The 19,542-nt window shown below is 69.5% G+C and carries 16 protein-coding genes; 7 read left to right on the top strand and 9 right to left on the bottom strand.

Going from position 1 to position 19,542, the window contains the following annotated elements:
- Positions 1-44: 44 nt before the first annotated feature.
- From purB to UYS_RS0213055, 5 genes are all read right to left on the bottom strand, one after another.
- Positions 45-1,424 (bottom strand): adenylosuccinate lyase, encoded by a 1,380-nt coding sequence (gene purB / locus UYS_RS0213035; protein WP_016855963.1) that lies wholly within the window; start codon positions 1,422-1,424, stop codon positions 45-47.
- A 43-nt stretch (positions 1,425-1,467) separates the two neighbouring features.
- Positions 1,468-2,109: a high frequency lysogenization protein HflD gene (gene hflD / locus UYS_RS0213040; protein ID WP_016855964.1), complete on the bottom strand. Its 642-nt coding sequence runs from the start codon at positions 2,107-2,109 to the stop codon at positions 1,468-1,470.
- The gene (mnmA, locus tag UYS_RS0213045) at positions 2,106-3,236 is read right to left on the bottom strand and encodes a tRNA 2-thiouridine(34) synthase MnmA (RefSeq protein WP_016855965.1); all 1,131 of its coding nucleotides are present in this window, start codon (positions 3,234-3,236) and stop codon (positions 2,106-2,108) included. Before mnmA ends, hflD begins: the two co-directional genes overlap by 4 nt.
- 101 nt (positions 3,237-3,337) lie before the next feature.
- On the bottom strand, positions 3,338-3,787 hold the full coding sequence (locus tag UYS_RS0213050; protein WP_016855966.1) for an NUDIX domain-containing protein: 450 nt from the start codon (positions 3,785-3,787) through the stop codon (positions 3,338-3,340).
- Entirely contained in the window at positions 3,784-4,434 is a 651-nt protein-coding gene (locus UYS_RS0213055) for a pseudouridine synthase (protein ID WP_016855967.1), read from the bottom strand. Before UYS_RS0213055 ends, UYS_RS0213050 begins: the two co-directional genes overlap by 4 nt.
- Before the next feature lie 275 nt (positions 4,435-4,709).
- Here UYS_RS0213055 and UYS_RS0213060 point away from each other — a divergent pair, with 275 nt between their 5' ends.
- The 3 genes from UYS_RS0213060 to clpA all read left to right on the top strand — a co-directional run bounded on the left by UYS_RS0213060 (position 4,710) and on the right by clpA (position 9,941).
- Positions 4,710-6,944: an NADP-dependent isocitrate dehydrogenase gene (locus tag UYS_RS0213060; RefSeq protein ID WP_016855968.1), complete on the top strand. Its 2,235-nt coding sequence runs from the start codon at positions 4,710-4,712 to the stop codon at positions 6,942-6,944.
- A 222-nt stretch (positions 6,945-7,166) separates the two neighbouring features.
- Complete coding sequence (gene clpS / locus UYS_RS0213065; protein WP_016855969.1) at positions 7,167-7,529, top strand: ATP-dependent Clp protease adapter ClpS; 363 nt, start codon at positions 7,167-7,169, stop codon at positions 7,527-7,529.
- Between the two features lie 135 nt (positions 7,530-7,664).
- Positions 7,665-9,941 carry an ATP-dependent Clp protease ATP-binding subunit ClpA gene (gene clpA, locus UYS_RS0213070; protein ID WP_016855970.1) on the top strand — a complete coding sequence of 759 codons (2,277 nt, stop codon included), beginning with the start codon at positions 7,665-7,667 and terminating at the stop codon, positions 9,939-9,941.
- Between the two features lie 125 nt (positions 9,942-10,066).
- On the opposite strand, the gene infA is transcribed toward clpA, so the two are convergent.
- The 3 genes from infA to aat all read right to left on the bottom strand — a co-directional run bounded on the left by infA (position 10,067) and on the right by aat (position 11,915).
- Positions 10,067-10,285 (bottom strand): translation initiation factor IF-1, encoded by a 219-nt coding sequence (infA, locus tag UYS_RS0213075; protein ID WP_013332816.1) that lies wholly within the window; start codon positions 10,283-10,285, stop codon positions 10,067-10,069.
- 123 nt (positions 10,286-10,408) lie between these two features.
- Positions 10,409-11,146, bottom strand: coding sequence for an arginyltransferase (locus UYS_RS0213080; RefSeq protein ID WP_016855971.1), 738 nt, complete (start codon positions 11,144-11,146; stop codon positions 10,409-10,411).
- Positions 11,136-11,915, bottom strand: a complete 780-nt coding sequence (aat, locus tag UYS_RS0213085) for a leucyl/phenylalanyl-tRNA--protein transferase (protein ID WP_016855972.1) — start codon at positions 11,913-11,915, stop codon at positions 11,136-11,138. The genes UYS_RS0213080 and aat overlap by 11 nt, the downstream gene beginning before the upstream one ends.
- Positions 11,916-12,152: 237 nt before the next feature.
- Here aat and UYS_RS0213090 point away from each other — a divergent pair, with 237 nt between their 5' ends.
- Positions 12,153-15,479, top strand: a complete 3,327-nt coding sequence (locus UYS_RS0213090) for a DNA translocase FtsK (RefSeq protein ID WP_016855973.1) — start codon at positions 12,153-12,155, stop codon at positions 15,477-15,479.
- Between the two features lie 107 nt (positions 15,480-15,586).
- On the top strand, positions 15,587-16,216 hold the full coding sequence (gene lolA, locus UYS_RS0213095; RefSeq protein ID WP_016855974.1) for an outer membrane lipoprotein periplasmic chaperone LolA: 630 nt from the start codon (positions 15,587-15,589) through the stop codon (positions 16,214-16,216).
- A gap of 243 nt (positions 16,217-16,459) precedes the next feature.
- On the opposite strand, the gene UYS_RS0213100 is transcribed toward lolA, so the two are convergent.
- Positions 16,460-17,797 carry a replication-associated recombination protein A gene (locus UYS_RS0213100; RefSeq protein WP_016855975.1) on the bottom strand — a complete coding sequence of 446 codons (1,338 nt, stop codon included), beginning with the start codon at positions 17,795-17,797 and terminating at the stop codon, positions 16,460-16,462.
- Between the two features lie 195 nt (positions 17,798-17,992).
- Between UYS_RS0213100 and UYS_RS0213105 the strand changes: the two genes are divergently transcribed.
- Positions 17,993-18,538 (top strand): hemerythrin domain-containing protein, encoded by a 546-nt coding sequence (locus tag UYS_RS0213105; RefSeq protein WP_026068546.1) that lies wholly within the window; start codon positions 17,993-17,995, stop codon positions 18,536-18,538.
- Positions 18,539-18,712: 174 nt separating this feature from the next.
- Entirely contained in the window at positions 18,713-19,489 is a 777-nt protein-coding gene (gene murI / locus UYS_RS0213110; RefSeq protein ID WP_016855977.1) for a glutamate racemase, read from the top strand.
- Positions 19,490-19,542 lie beyond the last annotated feature (53 nt).

Genomic DNA, 19,542 nt, shown 5'->3' on the forward strand with positions numbered 1-19,542 from the left:
CATCGCTAAGATGCCCGCCCCTGATCGGCTGACCGGCCGGGCGCTTACAGATTGCGCGCCTGGGCCTCGGCGTTGCCGATGTAGTTGGCCGGGGTCAGCTGCTTGAGCTCGCCCTTCACCTCGGCCGGCAGCTCCAGGGTGTTGATGAAGGCGGCGAAGCCGGCCTGGTCGATGCGCTTGCCGCGGGTCAGCTCCTTGAGCTTCTCGTAGGGCTTCTCGATGCCGTAGCGACGCATCACGGTCTGGATCGGCTCGGCCAGCACTTCCCAGCTGTTGTCGAGGTCCTCGGCCAGGCGGGCCGGGTTGGCCTCGAGCTTGCCGATGCCCTTCAGCGAGGCCTGGTAGGCCACCAGCGCGTAGGCCATGCCGACGCCCAGGTTGCGCAGCACGGTGGAGTCGGTCAGGTCGCGCTGCCAGCGGGAGATCGGCAGCTTCTCGGCCAGGTGACCCAGCACGGCGTTGGAGAGCCCCAGGTTGCCCTCGGAGTTCTCGAAGTCGATCGGGTTGACCTTGTGCGGCATGGTCGAGGAGCCGATCTCGCCGGCCACGGTCTTCTGCTTGAAGTAGCCCAGCGAGATGTAGCCCCAGACGTCGCGGTCGAAGTCGATCAGCACGGTGTTGAAGCGGCACACGGCGTCGAACAGCTCGGCGATGTAGTCGTGCGGCTCGATCTGGGTGGTGTAGGGGTTGAAGGTCAGGCCCAGGCCCTCGACGAAGGTGCGGGCGTTGGCTTCCCAGTCGACCTCCGGGTAGGTCGCCAGGTGGGCGTTGTAGTTGCCCACGGCGCCGTTGATCTTGCCGAACAGCTCCACGCTCTCGATCTGCTTGAGCTGGCGACGCAGCCGGTAGGCGACGTTGGCCATCTCCTTGCCGAGGGTGGTGGGGCTGGCGGTCTGGCCGTGGGTGCGCGACAGCATCGGCTGGGCGGCGTGTTCCTCGGCCAGGCGGGCCACCTCATCGGCCACCTGGTGCATCACCGGCAGCAGCGCATCCAGGCCGCCGCGCAGCATCAGCGCGTGGGACAGGTTGTTGATGTCCTCGCTGGTGCAGGCGAAGTGCACGAATTCGGTGATGGCGTGCAGCTCGGGCTGGTCGGCGATGCGCTCCTTGATGAAGTACTCGACCGCCTTGACGTCATGGTTGGTGGTGCGCTCGATGTCCTTGATGCGCTCGGCGTCTTCCACGGAGAAGTCGCGGACCATGGCGTCCAGCGCCGCGGTGGCCCCGGCCGAGAGCGGCGGCACCTCGGTGATCTGCGGCTGCTCGGCCAGGCGCTGCAGCCAGCGGGCCTCGACGATGACGCGGGCACGGATCAGGCCGAACTCGCTGAAGTGCTCGCGCAGGGCCTCGGCCTTGCTGCCGTAGCGGCCGTCGACGGGAGAGAGGGCGGTGAGGGCGGTCAGGGGGAGTGACTTGGGCTGCATGGTCGCATTCCGGGTGGCGTGGTGGAGAAATCAGTGGGGGAAATCAGTTCAGCTCGTCCAGGGCCTTCTTGAGGGCGCCGCGCTGGAACATCAGCTTCCAGCGGCGGCCGCCCTGCTGGTGCCACAGCAGCGCGAAGCGGATGCCGGTCAGCAGGCAGGCGCGCACGCGCTCGGGCATCATGCGGCTCTGCAGCAGCGAGGGATCGCCCTGGACGACGATCCGGCTCTTGAAGGTGGAGATGGTGTCCTGGTAGGCCTCGCCGAGGCTGGCGACCACGTTCTCGTGGGTCTCGCCGAAGTGCTCGGCCTGGCCCTGGATGCGGGTCAGCCGGGTGCCCAGGGTGTCCATCATGTCGGCGTCGTTTCTCAGCTTGCTCATCAGCATCAGCAGCGAGAAACCATAGCGCATCACCACCGGGTTGGCCTGGCGGCGGCCCAGCATGCCCTCCAGGGTCTCGATGCCCTGGCGCAGGTTGTTGGGATGGCCGCCGTAGATGGCCTCGAAGCTGGCCGGGTCGGTGTCCAGGGTGGCGTGGATCAGGGTCTCCCAGGCGCGCTGGTCGACCTGGCCGGTGCGGGCCAGCTGGTCGACCTGGCTGGCGGCCTGGAAGACCCCGGCCAGTGCCAGGGCCTGGCGGGCGACGGGCGAGTCGGGGGCGCGGTGAATGGGCGTGGTGCCGTTCATCGCGCGCGCTCCTCGGCGTTCCAGATGGCCTTGATCACGCCGCCGCCCAGGCAGATCTCGCCGTCGTAGAGCACCAGCGACTGGCCGGGGGTCACGGCGCGCTGGGGCTCGTCGAAGCGCACCCGCACGCCGCCGTCCTCGGTGGTCTCGAAGCGGCAGGCCACGTCTTCCTGGCGGTAGCGGGTCTTGGCGGTGAGGCGGCCCTCGGCGGCCGGCGGCTCGCCGGCGACCCAGTCCATCGGCTCGGTGGCCAGGCTGTCGGTGTAGAGCAGCGGGTGATGCTTGCCCTGCACGGCCACCAGCACGTTGCGCTCGAGGTCCTTGTCGGCCACGAACCAGGGCGCGTCGGAGTAGTTGGCGAGCCCGCCGATGCCGAGTCCCTGGCGCTGGCCGAGGGTGTAGTACATCAGGCCCATGTGCTCGCCGATGACGTCGCCGTCCGGGGTCTCGATGGTGCCGGGCTGGGCGGGCAGGTACTGCTGCAGGAAGTCGCGGAAGCGGCGCTCGCCGATGAAGCAGATGCCGGTGGAGTCCTTCTTGCGCGCGGTCACCAGGTCATGGCGCTCGGCCAGGGCGCGGACCTCGGGCTTCTCCAGCTCGCCGACCGGGAACAGGGTGCGGGCGATGGCCGCCTCGGGCACGGCGTGCAGGAAGTAGCTCTGGTCCTTGTTGGCGTCGAGCCCCTTGAGCAGCCGCGGGCGCTCGACCCCGTCGAGCTCGCCGCGGGCGTGGCCGCCACGCACGTAGTGGCCGGTGGCGATGCGCTCGGCGCCGAGCATCTCGGCGTACTCGAGGAACACCTTGAACTTGATCTCGCGGTTGCAGAGGATGTCCGGATTCGGCGTGCGCCCGGCCTGGTATTCGGCCAGGAAGTGCTCGAAGACGTTGTCCCAGTACTCGGCGGCGAAGTTGGCGGTGTGCAGCGTGATGCCGAGCTTGGCGCATACGGCCTCGGCGTCCGCCAGGTCTTCCTTGGCGGTGCAGTATTCGGTGCCGTCGTCCTCGTCCCAGTTCTTCATGAACAGGCCCTCGACCTCATAGCCCTGCTCGAGCAGGAGCAGGGCGGAGACGGAGGAATCGACGCCGCCGGACATGCCGACGATCACCTTGCCTTGGGTGGCTGTCATGACGCTCTCGGATTGGGGTGGTCGCAAATGGGCGGGATTATACACGACACCGATGGCGCGCTTCGAGCGCCATCGGTGTCGTCTCGGGGCGGCTTGCGCGGCTATCGTTCGTGAATCACGTCCATGGGATAGAAGCGCCCGGCCAGGGCGTCGCGCACGCGGCGCAGCACCAGCGGGCTGCGCAGCCGGCCCAGGCGCTCCAGCGCCTCCAGCTCCTCCAGCGTCACCCAGTGGGTGGCGAGTATCGCCGGGTCCAGCTCGTTGCCCAGCCGGGCCAGCGCCATGCCGTAGAAGCCGTGGCTGTGGAAGGTGGTGCCGTCCGGTGCTCGGTAGACGTAGATGCCCAGATAGTCGCTGAGACCGACCTGCCAGGCGGTTTCCTCGCGCAGCTCGCGCAGGGCGGCGTCCTGGATGCGCTCGTCCGGTTCCAGGTGCCCGGCGGGCTGGTTGAAGACGGTGTGCGGCCCGCCCCGGTCTTCCTCGACGATCAGGAAGCGTCCGGCGCGTTCGACCACGGTGGCCACGGTGACGAGGGGGTGCCAGCGACTCATCGGCGCGTCCTCCCGCCGGGGCGTGGCTTGCCGTTCCGGCGGCCGGCGTCCCGGCGGCCGCTATCGCGACGGTTCGAGGGCGGCGCGGGCGCGTGCAGGGTCTCGCGGCGCCATTCGCCGGGGGCCAGGCCGTCGAGCGACCAGGGGCCGATCGCCACCCGCACCAGGCGCAGGGTGGGGTGGCCCACATGGGCGGTCATGCGTCTCACCTGGCGATTGCGGCCCTCGGAGATGACCAGCTCCAGCCAGGAGGTGTCGGGGTGGCGCCTCGGGTCCAGCGGCGGCTCGCGCTCGGGCAGCTCGCTGGCCTCCAGGCGGCGGACCCGGGCCGGCCGGGTCGGGCCGTCCTTGAGCTCGACCCCACGGCGCAGGGCGTCCAGGGCGGCATCGTCGGGCCGGCCCTCGACCTGCACGCGATAGGTCTTGGGCTGCTTGTGGCGCGGATGGCTGATGCGGTGGATCAGCTCGCCGTCGTCGGAGAGCAGCAGCAGGCCCTCGGAGTCGTGGTCGAGTCGGCCCGCCGGATAGATGCCGGGCACGTCGAGATAGTCGGCCAGGGTGGCGCGGGGCGTGCCCTCGGCGTCGCCCTTGTCGGTGAACTGGCACAGCACCCGATAGGGCTTGTGAAAGAGATATAAGCGGCTCATGGGCCTATCTTACCGCCCGGCGCGGCGGGATGGCAGGGATCGGCGACGATCGCTGCCATGCGTCGTGGGCGGCGGGCTGGTATACTGCGCGACGCTCGCCGGAGCGCCCTCGTCATTTTCCGGGCCTGGCGTGACCCGCTCAGAGGGATGGCCGATGCCGCAGTGTCGGCGATCGTGCCGAGCGGCGGTCGCCCTGGTTGCCCGTGTTGCCGACATCGAGAGTGTGCGCTTCGATCCGTTTCATGTACCGCAGTGACCAGAGAGATCTACGCCACATGTCCAAAACGCCGAAGATTATCTATACGCTGACCGACGAAGCGCCGGCTCTGGCGACCCATTCCCTGTTGCCGATCATCGACGCCTACACCGATTCCGCCGGCATCACCGTCGAGACCCGTGATATCTCCCTGGCCGGGCGTATCATCTCGCAGTTCCCCGATGTCCTGACCGACGAGCAGCAGCTGGGCGATCACCTGGCCGAGCTGGGCGATCTGGCCAAGACGCCGGAAGCCAACATCATCAAGCTGCCCAACATCAGCGCCTCCCTGCCGCAGCTCAAGGCCGCCATCAAGGAGCTCCAGGGCCAGGGCTATGCGCTGCCCGACTACCCGGACGAGCCGAGCAGCGATGCCGAGCGCGAGGCCAAGGCCCGCTACGACCGCGTCAAGGGCAGTGCCGTGAACCCGGTGCTGCGCGAGGGCAACAGCGACCGCCGCGCGCCGCGCTCGGTCAAGAACTATGCCAGCAAGTACCCGCACCGCATGGGCGAGTGGCAGGCCGATTCGCGCTCCCACGTCGCCCACATGAGCGAGGGTGACTTCTACGGCAGCGAGAAGTCCGCCGTGATCGGCGCCGACGGCGCGCTCAAGATCGAGCTGGTCGGCCAGGACGGCAGTGTCAGCGTGCTCAAGGAGCGCACCCCGGTGCTGGCCGGCGAGGTGATCGACGGCGCCATGATGAGCCGCAAGGCGCTGTCCGCCTTCGTCGCCGAGCAGATCGCCGACGCCAAGGCCCAGGGCGTGCTGTTCTCCCTGCACCTCAAGGCGACCATGATGAAGGTCTCCGACCCGATCATGTTCGGCATGGTGGTCGACGAGTTCTACCGCGACGTGCTCGAGAAGCACGCCGAGGCGCTGGAAGAGGTCGGTTTCGACGCCACCAACGGCATCGGCGACCTGTACGCCACCATGGCCAAGCTGCCGGCCGACAAGCAGGCCGAGATCGAGGCCGACGTCGAGGCGCTGTACGCCGAGCGCCCGAGCCTGGCCATGGTCGATTCCTACAAGGGCATCACCAACCTGCACGTACCGAGCGACGTGATCATCGACGCCTCCATGCCGGCGATGATCCGCGATTCCGGCAAGATGTGGGGCGCCGATGACGCCCTGCACGACACCAAGGCGGTGATCCCGGATCGCTGCTATGCCGGCATCTACCAGGCCACCATCGAGGACTGCAAGAAGAACGGCGCCTTCGATCCGACCACCATGGGCAGCGTGCCCAACGTCGGCCTGATGGCGCAGAAGGCCGAGGAGTACGGCTCCCACGACAAGACCTTCCAGATTCCCGCCGATGGCACCGTGCGCGTGACCGACGAGGCCGGCGAGGTGCTGTTCGAGCACGCGGTGGAAGAGGGCGACATCTGGCGCATGTGCCAGACCAAGGACGCGCCGATCCGCGACTGGGTCAAGCTGGCCGTGTCCCGCGCCCGCGAGAGCGGCGCCCCGGCGGTGTTCTGGCTCGACGCCGAGCGCGCCCACGACGCCCAGCTGATCAACAAGGTCGAGGCCTACCTCAAGGAACACGACACCGACGGCCTGGACATCCGCATCATGGCGCCGGTCGAGGCGATGGAGCTCTCCCTCGAGCGCATCCGTCGCGGCGAGGACACCATCTCGGTGACCGGCAACGTGCTGCGCGACTACCTGACCGACCTGTTCCCGATCATGGAGCTCGGCACCAGCGCCAAGATGCTGTCCATCGTGCCGCTGATGAACGGCGGCGGCCTGTTCGAGACCGGCGCCGGCGGCTCCGCGCCGAAGCACGTCCAGCAGCTGCTCGAGGAGAACCACCTGCGCTGGGATTCGCTGGGCGAGTTCCTGGCCCTGGCCGCGTCCCTCGAGCATCTGGGCAAGACCTTCGACAACTCCCGTGCCCGCGTGCTGGCCAAGGCGCTGGACGAGGCCAACGGCAAGTTCCTCGACAGCAACAAGTCGCCGTCGCGCAAGGTCGGTGAGCTCGACAACCGCGGCAGCCACTTCTACCTGGCCATGTACTGGGCCGAGGCGCTGGCCGCCCAGGACGAGGACGCCGAGCTGAAGGCGCTGTTCGGCAAGCTCGCCGCCGAGCTGACCGCCAAGGAAGCGGTCATCGTCGAGGAGCTCAACGCCGTGCAGGGTCAGGCGGTCGACATCGGTGGCTACTATCACGCCAACGGCGAGCTGGCCGACGCCGTGATGCGCCCCAGCCGCACCCTCAACGCGGCCCTGGAGCTGGTGGCCGAGCGCTAAGCGCGACCGCCCCGCGACAGGCACGTTGACGACGTGTTCCGGCCCCCGCCCGTTCCCGGGCGGGGGCCGTTGCATTGCTGGCGGCGGACAAAGACGGCACAGTGAACGAACCCCGATGAACCCGGTCGTCACGCCGGCGTCCAAACACGGTTGGAATGCCCGGCAACGGCCGGCTTGTCGATAGCGACAGTGAAGATTATGTTCAAGACACAGGAAGAGGGCATGACGTCGCCGCGCGCGTCGGTTCATGCCGGCATGACGCGCCCCCCGGGGCCGGACGAGGAGGGCGATGACGACCTGGCGGTACAGGCGTCGGAGCCGGCGCTGGCGCAGCCGCCGATGTACAAGGTGGTCTTGCACAACGACGACTTCACCCCCATGGAGTTCGTGGTGGAAGTGTTGCAGACGTTCTTCAACATGGACAACGAGAAAGCGGTGCAGATCATGCTGGCCGTGCATACCCAGGGCAAGGCGACCTGCGGGGTCTTTACTCGCGACATCGCCGAGACCAAGAGCCATCAGGTCAACGAATACGCCCGGGAGTGCCAGCATCCACTGCTGTGCGACATCGAGGCAACGGATTGAGCGTCGGCGTGTCGAAGTAAGGAAATCGCCAGCGTTGGCGGGGCGACTTGCAACGCCGATGTTTGTGCTCGATGTTGATGATGCCGGACCCAGAAGGATCCGACGCAAGCCCTAAGCGGCGAGAAGGGGACTGCCATGCTGAGCAAAGAACTTGAACTGACCCTGAACACGGCCTTCACCGTGGCGCGCTCCAAGCGTCACGAGTTCATGACCGTGGAGCACCTGCTGCTGGCGCTGCTCGACAACGCCTCGGCGGCGGACGTGCTGCGAGCCTGCGGGGCCAACCTCGATAAGCTGCGGTCCGACCTGCAGGATTTCATCAATTCCACCACGCCGCTGATTCCCGAGGATCAGGCCGACCGCGAGACCCAGCCGACGCTGGGCTTCCAGCGCGTCCTGCAGCGCGCGGTGTTCCACGTGCAGTCCTCCGGCAAGAGCGAGGTGACCGGCGCCAACGTGCTGGTGGCGATCTTCTCCGAGCAGGAGAGTCAGGCCGTCTACTTCCTCAAGCAGCAGAACGTGGCCCGGGTGGACGCCGTCAACTACATCGCCCACGGCATCTCCAAGGTCGCCGGTCACGGCCAGAGCCAGAGCTCGCCGTCACCCGAGGCCGAGGACGCCGAGGAGGCCGGCAGCGAGCAGGGCGGCAATCCGCTGACGGGCTACGCCACCAACCTCAACGAGCAGGCCCGCATGGGCAAGATCGACCCGCTGATCGGGCGCGATCACGAGCTCGAGCGGGTGGTGCAGATCCTCGCCCGGCGGCGCAAGAACAACCCGCTGCTGGTCGGCGAGGCCGGCGTGGGCAAGACCGCCATCGCCGAGGGGCTGGCCAAGCGCATCGTCGAGGAGGACGTGCCCGAGGTGATCGGTGACGCCGTCGTCTACTCCCTCGACATGGGCGCGCTGCTGGCCGGCACCAAGTACCGCGGTGACTTCGAGAAGCGTCTCAAGGCGCTGCTGGCGGAGCTGCGCAAGCAGCCCAACGCCATCCTGTTCATCGACGAGATCCACACCGTGATCGGCGCCGGGGCGGCCTCGGGCGGCGTGATGGATGCCTCCAACCTGCTCAAGCCGCTGCTGTCCTCCGGTGAGCTGCGCTGCATCGGTTCCACCACCTTCCAGGAGTTCCGCGGCATCTTCGAGAAGGACCGTGCGCTGGCCCGTCGCTTCCAGAAGGTCGACGTCATGGCGCCCTCGGTGGAGGACACCATCCGCATTCTCAAGGGGCTGCGTTCGCGCTTCGAGGAGCACCACCGCCTCAAGTACACCGACGCCGCGCTGGAAAGCGCCTCGCGGCTGGCGGATCGCTACATCAACGACCGCCACCTGCCCGACAAGGCGATCGACGTGATCGACGAGGCCGGCGCCCACCAGCGGCTGCTGCCGCCCGAGGTGCGCGTCGACACCATCGACACCGACCAGGTCGAGGCCGTGGTGGCGTCCATCGCGCGGATTCCGCCGAAGAGCGTCTCCAGCTCCGATCGCAAGCTGCTGGCCAACATCGACCGCGACCTCAAGATGCTGGTGTTCGGCCAGGACGAGGCGATCGATGGCCTGTCGGCGGCCATCAAGCTGTCGCGGGCCGGCCTCAAGGCGCCGGACAAGCCGGTGGGCAGCTTCCTGTTCGCCGGCCCCACCGGCGTCGGCAAGACCGAGGTGGCTCGCCAGCTGGCCCATATCATGGGGATCGACCTGGTGCGTTTCGACATGTCCGAGTACATGGAGCGCCACACCGTGTCGCGGCTGATCGGTGCGCCCCCGGGCTATGTCGGCTACGACCAGGGCGGTCTGCTGACCGAGGCGATCACCAAGCAGCCGCACTGCGTGCTGCTGCTCGACGAGATCGAGAAGGCGCACCCGGAAGTCTTCAACCTGCTGCTGCAGGTGATGGACCACGGCCGGCTGACCGACAACAACGGTCGGGAGGCGGACTTCCGCCACGTGATCCTGATCATGACCTCGAACGCCGGGGTCGAGCAGGCCACGCGGCGCTCGATCGGCTTCCAGACCCAGGACCACTCCACCGATGCGATGGAGGTCATCCGCAAGACCTTCTCGCCGGAGTTCCGCAACCGTCTGGACGGCATCATCCAGTTCCACGCCCTGCCCACCGAGGTGGTGCGCAACGTGGTCGACAAGTTCCTGATCGAACTCCAGGCGCAGCTCGACGAGAAGCGCGTGCAGCTCGACGTGGACGACGAGGCCCGGGACTGGCTGGCCGAGAAGGGTTACGACCCCGACATGGGGGCGAGGCCGATGGCGCGCCTGATCCAGGACAGGCTCAAGAAGCCGCTGGCCGAGCTGATCCTGTTCGGCGAGCTGGCCGAGCACGGTGGCGTGGTGCACGTCAGCGTGGAGGACGGCGAGCTGCACCTGGCATCGGAGTCGGAACTGGCCGACGCGCCCTGAGGCGGCGCGTCGATCGCTCCCGCCAACCATCAGCGCCCTGTCTTCGGACGGGGCGTTGTGCGTCTGGGAGCCGTGCTGGCGGGGGAGGCGCCGGCGCCCAGGAGGTGGGCGCTGCGCAGCCGCTCTTAACGAGAGCGGTAGACGATGCGGCCCTTGGACAGGTCGTACGGGGTCAGCTCGACCTTGACCTTGTCGCCGGTGAGGATGCGGATGTAGTTCTTGCGCATCTTGCCCGAGATGTGGGCGGTCACCACGTGGCCGTTCTCGAGTTCGACCCGGAACATGGTGTTGGGCAGCGTGTCGACGACGACGCCTTCCATTTCGATATGGTCTTCGCGTGCCATATAGGCAATTCCTCGCTGGTGATAACAAACGGCGGCACGAATGGCGGTGTGTCCGCTCGTGCCGATCAGGATAGCGCGATATTGTGCCGCATGCCGGGCGTCAAGGCAAAAAGCGCCGCCACGTCAGGTCGGGATCAGGCGCCGCCAGTGGCGTCCCTCGAGCCGTTCCAGGGGAGCGAAGGCCTGCTTGTAGGCCATCTTGCGGCACTCCTCGATCCAGTAGCCCAGATAGACGTGGGGCAGTCCCAGCGCGCGGGCGTGTTCCACCAGTGCCAGGACCGCGTAGGTGCCCAGCGAGCGGCGGTCGAACTCCTCGGCCGGGTCGAAGAAGGTGTAGATGGCCGACAGGCCGTGGGAGAGCTGATCGAAGGCCGACACGGCCAGCAGCCGGCCGTCGAGGCGCAGCTCCAGCATCCGCGCGTAGTCCTGGTTCAGGGTCAGGAAGGTGCGGTACTGCTCGTGGCTGGGCGGGTACATGTCGCCGTCGGCGTGCCGGGTGCGGATGTAATGGGCGTAGAGCCCGTAGTGTTCGGCATCGAACAGCGCCGGGCGGATGCGGATCTCGAGGTCGGCGTTGCGGCGGTAGAGCTTGCGCTGGGTGCGGTTGGGGGCGAAGCCCCTGACCGGGATGCGCACCGAGACGCAGGCGTTGCAGCCCTCGCAGTGGGGGCGGTACAGGTGGCGCCCGCTGCGCCGGAAGCCGAGCGGCGCCAGGGAGTCGTAGACGCCGCTGCCCGGCGATTCCTGGGGGTCCAGGAACAGGGTGGTGGCCTCGCGTCCCTCCAGATAGCTGCAGGCGTGCGGCACGGTCAGGAAGAACCGCAGGTCGCGAATCGGCTGTTGGGGCGTGTTACTGCTCAAGGCGGCCGCCTCCTGTGGCTCCCGGGGGCATCTGTCTCGCGGCGTCGAGGCGTTCGAACGACCATGCCGGCGGCGGAAAGGCGAGCCTGGCGTCGCTGCGTGGCGCCGGCATCGCATCGTCCAGCCACTCATCAAGATAGCCGATGAACGCCGCCCGGGCGATGTCCCGGGCGCCCAGGCTCGCCAGATGCGCGGTGTGCATCTGGCAGTCGATCAGCCGGCCGCCCTCGGCCGCCATGGTGCGGGCCAGGCACGCCAGTGCCACCTTGGAGGCGTCGGGCACTCGCGAGAACATCGATTCGCCGAAGAACACCGGCCCCAGGGCGATGCCGTAGAGGCCGCCGACCAGCGTCTCGCCCTGCCACACCTCCACCGAGTGCGCCGCGCCCAGCGCATGCAGCCGGCCGTAGGCCCGGGCCATCTCGGGCGTGATCCAGGTGCCGGGTTCGTCGTCACGCGGCGCCGCGCAGGCGGTGATCACGGCCTCGAAGTCGCGGTCGCCGGTGACCGTGAAGCCGCCGTTGCGCAGCCGCTTGGCCAGACTGCGCCGCACCCGGACCTCTTCGGGAAACAGCACCATGCGCGGGTCCGGGCTCCACCACAGCAGCGGCTGGCCCTCGCTGTACCAGGGGAAGATGCCGTGACGATAGGCGCTGAGCAGCCAGGCCGGGCTCAGATCGCCGCCGGCGGCCAGCAGGCCGCCGGGGTCGTCGAGGGCGGACTCGACCGGCGGAAAGCGAACGGGAAGCTCGGGGAGCCAGGGCAGCATGGGGCGGACATCCTCGGGGCGTGGAAGCCCAAGTGTGACCGGCGCGATGGCGGGGCTCAAGTCGTCGTCTGCCCCCTGTGACGGGCGCGGCTGGCTCGGTATGATTGATGGCCTTGGATTTGGAAGACGCCATCTCGGCGCAAGGGGGTTGGCAGCTTGAGTGCCAAGAAGACAACCACGTCGCCGCGCGAACGCGCGGCGACTGCCAGGGAAACGGCCAGACGCTTCGGACTGCGGTTGCAGGGATCGGTGCGCGAGGGCGTGGTGATCCTGCTGCTGGCGAGCTGCGTGTTCCTGCTGCTGGCGCTGTACAGCTTTCGTCCCGACGACCCCGGCTGGTCGCGCAGCGGCCCCGAGACCGACGTGGCCAACTGGATGGGCCAGATCGGCGCCTGGCTGGCCGACGTGCTCTATTCGCTGTTCGGCGGGAGTGCCCTGTGGTGGCCGGCGATGCTCGGCTTCGCCGCCTGGTGGCTGATCCGCGCCGGGCAGGTGCGCCTGGAGTGGGACGCCACGGCGCTCGCCGTGCGCTGCGGCGGCCTGATGCTGCTGCTGCTCGGCTCGACCACGCTGGGTGCGCTGCACTTCTACGATCCCGAGAGCCTGCTGCCTTACGGGGCCGGCGGCATCCTCGGCGAGGGGCTGGTCGGTGCGCTGCTGCCGCTGGTCGGCGCCGGCGGCACCGCGCTGCTGTCGCTGGTGGCAATCCTGTGCGGCGTGCCGCTGTTCAGTGGCTGGTCCTGGCTGACCATCATGGACGAGCTGGGCCGGCGTGCCACTTCGCTGTGGGCCGGCATCAGCGAGCGTTTCGCCTTCAACCGGGACGACGCGAACGACGCCGAACCCGCGCCGGCCAAGGACGCCTCGCCGGACGGCAAGAGCGCCGACGACTCGGCCCGGCCCGGGCACGACGACGAGGCAATCCCCGAACGCGCGCCCTGGTGGCGCCGCTGGCTGCCGGCGCGTCGCGAGCCGGCCCCGGCGCTGGCCGCCGAGAGCGGACGCCGCGAGCCCGGCTTCGGCGACGACGGCAATACCGAGATTCCCTGGGAGGTGCCCGAGCGCACGCCCTCGGCGAAGCGCCCGGAGGCGGCCTATACCGCCCAGGAGCCGAGCCTCTCGCTGTCCGCCGAACGCCGCGAGCCGCGCCAGGCCAGCGAGCCCGTCGCCGCCATGCCGCTGCGCGCCACCGAGCCGGAGGCGCCGGCAGCGCCGACGCCGTCTCGTGCGGTCGAGTCCGCCCCCGATCCCAAGGCCGAGGAACCGGCGCCGCGTCGCGAGTCGCCCGAAGCGGCGCGTTCGCCCGCCGAGCCTGCCCGGGAGACCGTCGCGCCGTCGCCCCAGGCCTTCGCGCCGCGGGAGAGCGCTCCGGTCGAGCCTCGGGAGTCGCGGCACGAGTCGTTCGTGTCGCGCGAGAACGAGGAGAAGAACGAGGAGCCGGCACCGGAGTCTCGGGAGCCCGCGCTGTCGCCGTCCCGCGCGCCGGCGCCGGAGGCCGAGCCGCCGCGCGAGCCCGCACCGTCTACGGCCGAGCGTCCGTCATCCGGGATGCCGTCGTCCGGGAAACCGGTCGAGGACGCCCCGTCCGAGGCCGCCGCGCCGCCCTGGTCGCGTGACGAGATCGACCACTCGGCCCGGGCCGAGCGCGATCCCGCCCCGAATCAGCCGGCCGAGCCCCAGGCGCCCGAGGCGCCCCACGAGCCGGCGGCTCCCGAGCCCTCGGCCGAACCGGCCGCGCCGGCGGAGCGCGAGCGCAGCGAGCCGGTATCGACGCCGCCGCCCGAGCGGGCCGAGCCGCGCCGGGTGCCGGAGGTGATCCCCGACCCGGTGCTGCCGGACGACGATGACGAGGCGCCGCTGACGTCGTCTTCCATGCCGGCCGCGCCCGCCTCGCGGTCGACCGAGACGCCGCACCCGCAGGAGACGCCCGCCGCGCAGGTGGCGACCGCCGAGCAGGCGCGTCAGGCCGCCGACGAGCCCGACGGCCCGACGCTGTGGACCGTGGAGCACCTGCAGAACCAGGGCGCCGAGGTGGAGGCGTTCGCCGAGCCCGAGGGCGAGCTGCCGAGCCTGCGCCTGCTGACGCCGCCCCAGGACCATCAGCCCAACTACACCGACGAGCAGCTGGCCGAGATGGCCGAACTGCTGGAGGTGCGGCTGCGCGAGTACGGGGTCAAGGCCGAGGTGGTCGACACCTGGCCGGGGCCGGTGATCACGCGCTTCGAGATCAAGCCGGCGGCCGGGGTGAAGGTCTCCAAGATCAGCAACCTGGCCAAGGACCTGGCGCGCTCGCTGATGGTCAAGAGCGTGCGCGTGGTGGAGGTGATCCCGGGCCGGCCCACGGTGGGCATCGAGATCCCCAACCCCAACCGCGCCATGATCCGCCTGCGCGAGGTGATCGACTCCGACCGCTACCAGCACGAGGCCTCGGCGCTGACCATGGCGCTCGGCCAGGACATCGGCGGCGGCGCCGTGGTCGCCAACCTCGGCAAGATGCCGCACCTCTTGGTGGCCGGCACCACCGGCTCGGGCAAGTCGGTGGGGGTCAACGCGATGCTGATCTCCATGCTGCTCAAGGCCAAGCCGGAAGAGGTCCGCATGATCATGGTGGACCCGAAGATGCTGGAGCTGTCGGTCTACGACGGCATTCCACACCTGCTGGCCCCGGTGGTCACCGACATGAAGGAGGCCGCCAACGCCCTGCGCTGGTGCGTGGCCGAGATGGAGCGGCGCTACAAGCTGATGGCCGCCATGGGGGTGCGCAACATCGCCGGCTTCAACGCCAAGCTCGACGAGGCCGAGCGCGCCGGGGCCCAGGTCGCCGATCCGCTGTGGGAACCGCAGCCGTGGGAGATGCACCAGGCGCCGCCGGTGCTCGAGAAGCTGCCCTACATCGTGGTGGTGATCGACGAGTTCGCCGACATGTTCATGATCGTCGGCAAGAAGGTCGAGGAGCTAATCGCGCGCCTGGCCCAGAAGGCCCGTGCCGCCGGCATCCACCTGATCCTCGCCACCCAGCGGCCCTCGGTGGACGTGGTGACCGGCCTGATCAAGGCCAACATCCCCACCCGCATGGCGTTCCAGGTCTCCTCCCGGGTCGACTCGCGCACCATCCTCGACCAGGGCGGCGCCGAGAACCTGCTGGGCCACGGCGACATGCTCTACCTGCCCGCCGGGTCCGGCATGCCGACCCGCGTGCACGGTGCCTTCGTCGACGACGACGAGGTGCATCGGGTGGTCGAGGACTGGAAGCGTCGCGGCGAGCCGGAGTACATCGACGAGATCCTCTCCGGCGGCGTGTCCGCCGACGCCCTGGCCGGCCTCGAAGCCGAGGGCGGCGGTGGCGGCGACGACGACGCCGAGCAGGATGCCCTCTACGACGAGGCGGTGGCCTTCGTCACCGAGAGCCGTAGGGCCTCCATCTCGGCGGTCCAGCGGCGCTTCAAGATCGGCTACAACCGGGCGGCGCGCCTGGTCGAGACGATGGAGACGGCCGGCGTGGTCTCGACCATGGGTACCAACGGCGCCCGCGAGGTGCTGGCGCCGCCCCCGGCGGGCGACTGAGCCCGCCGATCGTGCAACCACCATGCAAGCCGCGGCGGGGAGGCAACCCGCCGCGGCTTGTGCAGTCTTATCGGGCAGGATGCCCTAGACCCTCAGGGAAACAGGAGATGACCATGAAACGATCCTTCGCCGCGCTGGCCCTGGTGGCCCTGACCCCGCTGACCGCCATGGCCAACGAAGGCGCCGAGCGGCTGGCGCGCATGCTCGAGCCGCTGGATACCTACGTCGCCGACTTTGAGCAGCAGATCCTCGACGGCTCCGGCCAGCGCCTGCAGGAGGCCAGCGGCCGCATGTGGCTGTCGCGCCCGGGCCGCTTCCGCTGGGAGGTGAACGCGCCCTATGAGCAGGTCGTGGTCTCCGACGGCGACGAGGTCACGCTCTACGACCCCGACCTCCAGCAGGCCACCGTCCAGCCGCTGGACGACCGGGTGACCCACACCCCGGCGCTGCTGCTGTCCGGCAGCGCCGACCAGCTGACCGACAGCTACGAGGTCTCCAGCAGCCAGCAGGGCACCGCCGAGACCTTCGAGCTGGTGCCGAAGAGTCCCGACACCCTGTTCGAGGAGCTCAAGCTGACCTTCTACGGCGAACGGCTCGGCTTCCTGCAGATGACCGACAGCACCGGCCAGCGCACCGCCATCGAGTTCGACGACGTCGAGCAGAACGTGTCGGTGGAGGACTCGCGCTTCGACATGGATCTGCCGGAAGGCACCGACGTGATCCGCGAATCGCGGTAAGCGCCGAGCTACAAGCGCCGAGCTACAAGCGCCGAGCTACAAGCGCCGAGCTACAAGCGCCGAGCTACAAGCGCCGAGCTACAAGCGCCGAGCTACAAGCGCCGAGCTACAAGCGCCGAGCTACAAGCGCCGAGCTACAAGCGCCGAGCTACAAGCGCCGAGCTACAAGAAAACCCGAAGGCCCTGGCCTTCGGGTTTTCTTTTGCTTCGGGCGGTGTCACGCCGGGGATGTGCCGCTTGTCGCTATTCCCCGCGATCGGCCTGGGCGTCGAGCTCGGCGCGCCACTCCAGCATCTGGGCGTAGCGCTTCTCCTGGCCGTTGGCGGTCGGCTCGTAGAAGCGCTCGAGGGGCACGTCGTCCGGCCAGCAATTATGGGCACTGCCGGCGGGGTAGCTGTTGGGTTCGGCATGGGCCCAGCGGTAGCCGTCGCCGTGGCCCAGCGATTCCATCAGCTTGGTGGGGGCGTTACGCAGGTAGGTGGGCACCTCGAGGCGCGGCTGGGCGGCGGCGAACGCCTTGGCGCGATGCCAGGCCTGGTCGACGGCGTTGCTCTTGGGCGCCACCGCCAGGTGCACGGCGGCGTGGGCGATGGCGCGCTGGCCCTCGTGGTCGCCGAGCCGCAGGTAGGCGTCCCAGGCCGCCATGGTCAGCGGCAGCGCCTTGGGGTCGGCGTTGCCGACGTCCTCGGAGGCGATGGCGGTCAGCCGGCGGATCACGTCCAGCGGGTCGCCGCCGCCCTGCATGAAGCGGGCGATGTAGAGCAGGGCGGCGTCCGGCCGCGAGGAGCGGACCGACTTGTGGATCGCCGAGAGCAGGTCGTAGAAATGGTCGCCCTGCTTGTCGAAGGCGCTGGCCTGGTGGCCGATCACGTCCTCCAGCGCCTCGCGGGGCAGGCGCTCGCCGTTGCCTTCCGCTATGGTGAAGTCGCAGGCGGTCTCCAGCAGGCCCAGGGCGCGGCGGGCGTCGCCGGCGGCGGCCCGGGCCAGCAGCGCGAGCACCTCGTCGTCCACGGCGATGTGGCGGGCGCCCAGTCCGCGGTCGGCGTCGGCGAGCGCGCGCCTGAGCACCTCGGTCACGTCGTCGTCGGTGAGCGACTTGAGCACGTGCACCCGGGCCCGGGACAGCAGCGCCGAGTTGACCTCGAACGAGGGGTTCTCGGTGGTGGCGCCGATCAGCGTCAGCAGGCCGGACTCGACATGGGGCAGCAGGGCGTCCTGCTGGCTCTTGTTGAGCCGGTGGATCTCGTCGAGGAACAGCAGGGTGGGGCGGTCCTGGCCCTGGGCGGCGCGGGCGCGGTCCACCGCCGCGCGGATGTCCTTGACCCCGGCCATCACCGCCGAGAGGCGCTCGAGGTGGGCGCCGGACTCCTCGGCGAGGATCTCGGCCAGGGTGGTCTTGCCGGTGCCCGGCGGGCCCCACAGGATCATCGAGCGCACCGGGCCGCCCTCGGCCATGCGGCGCAGCGGCTTGCCGGGGCCGACCAGCGCCGGCTGACCCACGTAATCGGCCAGCCGGCGGGGGCGCATGCGCCAGGCCAGGGGGGCGCTCTCCTCGCTGCTGGCCTGCTGGAACAGGTCCATTTCTGACTCCTTCGCTGACGGCTGCTATGTTGGATACGCGATGTCGGGCATTCGCTCCCGGCATCGCCAGATCCCGAACGAGGTGGGCGAACCCTGACGGCCGGTGCCATTGGCCAGGAACCCGGAGGGCGAAGGCGCGTCTAACACCCGTGCCTTCCGTCCATGACCGATATTGAGGAGGCTGCCGCAATGCCCATGCTGAACCAACTGCGCCAGGATCATGCCAACATGGCCCGCATGTTGCACGTTCTACAGCTCAAGCAGAAGACCCTGGCCGAGGGCGAACGCCCCAATTTCCAGCTGGTGCGGGAAGTCGTGGATTATATTCTTGATTATCAGGACGGCTTCAGTCAGCCGCTGGAGAGCGTCTGCTCCGAGCGCCTGAAGGAGCTGGCCCCGCAGACCGAGGAGGTGACCGAGCGGCTGGCCCAGGACTATCGCGCCCTCAAGGCCCAGCTCAAGCGGCTCTCCGGCGACCTCGACATGATCCTCATGGATGCCGTCATGCCCATGGATCGCTTCGCCGACGACCTCAAGGCCTATCTCGACGCGCACCGGGCCTATCTGCGCGACGAGCGCGAGCTGCTCTTCCCGCTGATCCGCGAGCACTTCGCCGAGGGCGACCTCGAACGGCTGGCCGAGGCGCTGCCCGATGGCGCCACGGCACAGCTCGAGCGCCTGCAGGAAGCCTATCCCGAGCTCTACGCCGAGCTGCGCGATGCGCCGGAGCCCGTGACCTGATCCTCGCCGCCGCCGCCGCCGGGCGATGGCTTCGAGTCCCGGCGCCACTGAGGTAGAATGCGCCGCATCGTCTGACGGAAGGCCTGCGATGCCAATGTTCGCCTCGATCCTCCACAGTGTCACTTCGCCCCCCGTGCCGATCCGCCCGGGGGGCGAACGCGTGGTGGCGTGCCGATGACGGGGCCGGTGCTGGTGTTCGATTCCGGCGTCGGCGGGCTCTCGGTGGTCGAGGCGCTGCACCGCCGCCTGCCGGAGGTCGCCCTGGCCTACGCCTGCGACAACGCCATGCTGCCCTACGGCGTGCGCGAGGACGACTGGCTGGTGGGGCGCATCCTCGCCGTGTGCGAGGCGGCGGTGGCCGCCAGCGGCGCCTGCGGGCTGGTGGTCGCCTGCAACACCGCCAGCACCCTGGCCCTCGACGCCCTGCGCGAGCGGCTGTCGGTGCCGGTGGTGGGCACCGTGCCGGCGATCAAGCCCGCCGCCGGGGCCAGCGAGAGCCGCCATATCGGCCTGCTCGCCACCAGCGCCACCGTGGCGCGGCCCTACACCGCGCGGCTGATAGAGGCCTTCGCCGGCGATTGCCGGGTGACGCGCCTGGCCGCCGATCCGCTGGTGGGCCAGGCCGAGCGTCTGGTGGCCGGCGAGTCGCCGGACCCCGAGGTGCTGCGCCGGGTGCTGGCGCCGCTTTCCGAGCTGCCGGATCTCGATACCCTGGTGCTCGGCTGCACCCACTTCCCGCTGCTGCGCGAGAGCCTCGAGGCCGCGGTGCCGCATCCGGTGCGCTGGGTCGACTCCGGCGACGCCATCGCCCGGCGCACCGGCCAGGTGATCGCCGCGCCGCAGCGCCGCCCGGCCGTCGAGCGGGGCTGGGTCACCGGCCCCGATCCGGCGCTGGCCCGCGGGCTCGCCGGCTTCGGCTTCGTCGAGACGCACCCGCTCGTGCTGCCCTGAGGCCGAGGCGAATCCCCCTCGGGGCGCCGCGCCTTCCGTCTTTTCTGCCCGTA

The organism is Halomonas smyrnensis AAD6 (assembly GCF_000265245.1).
Classification (GTDB): Bacteria; Pseudomonadota; Gammaproteobacteria; order Pseudomonadales; family Halomonadaceae; genus Halomonas; species Halomonas smyrnensis.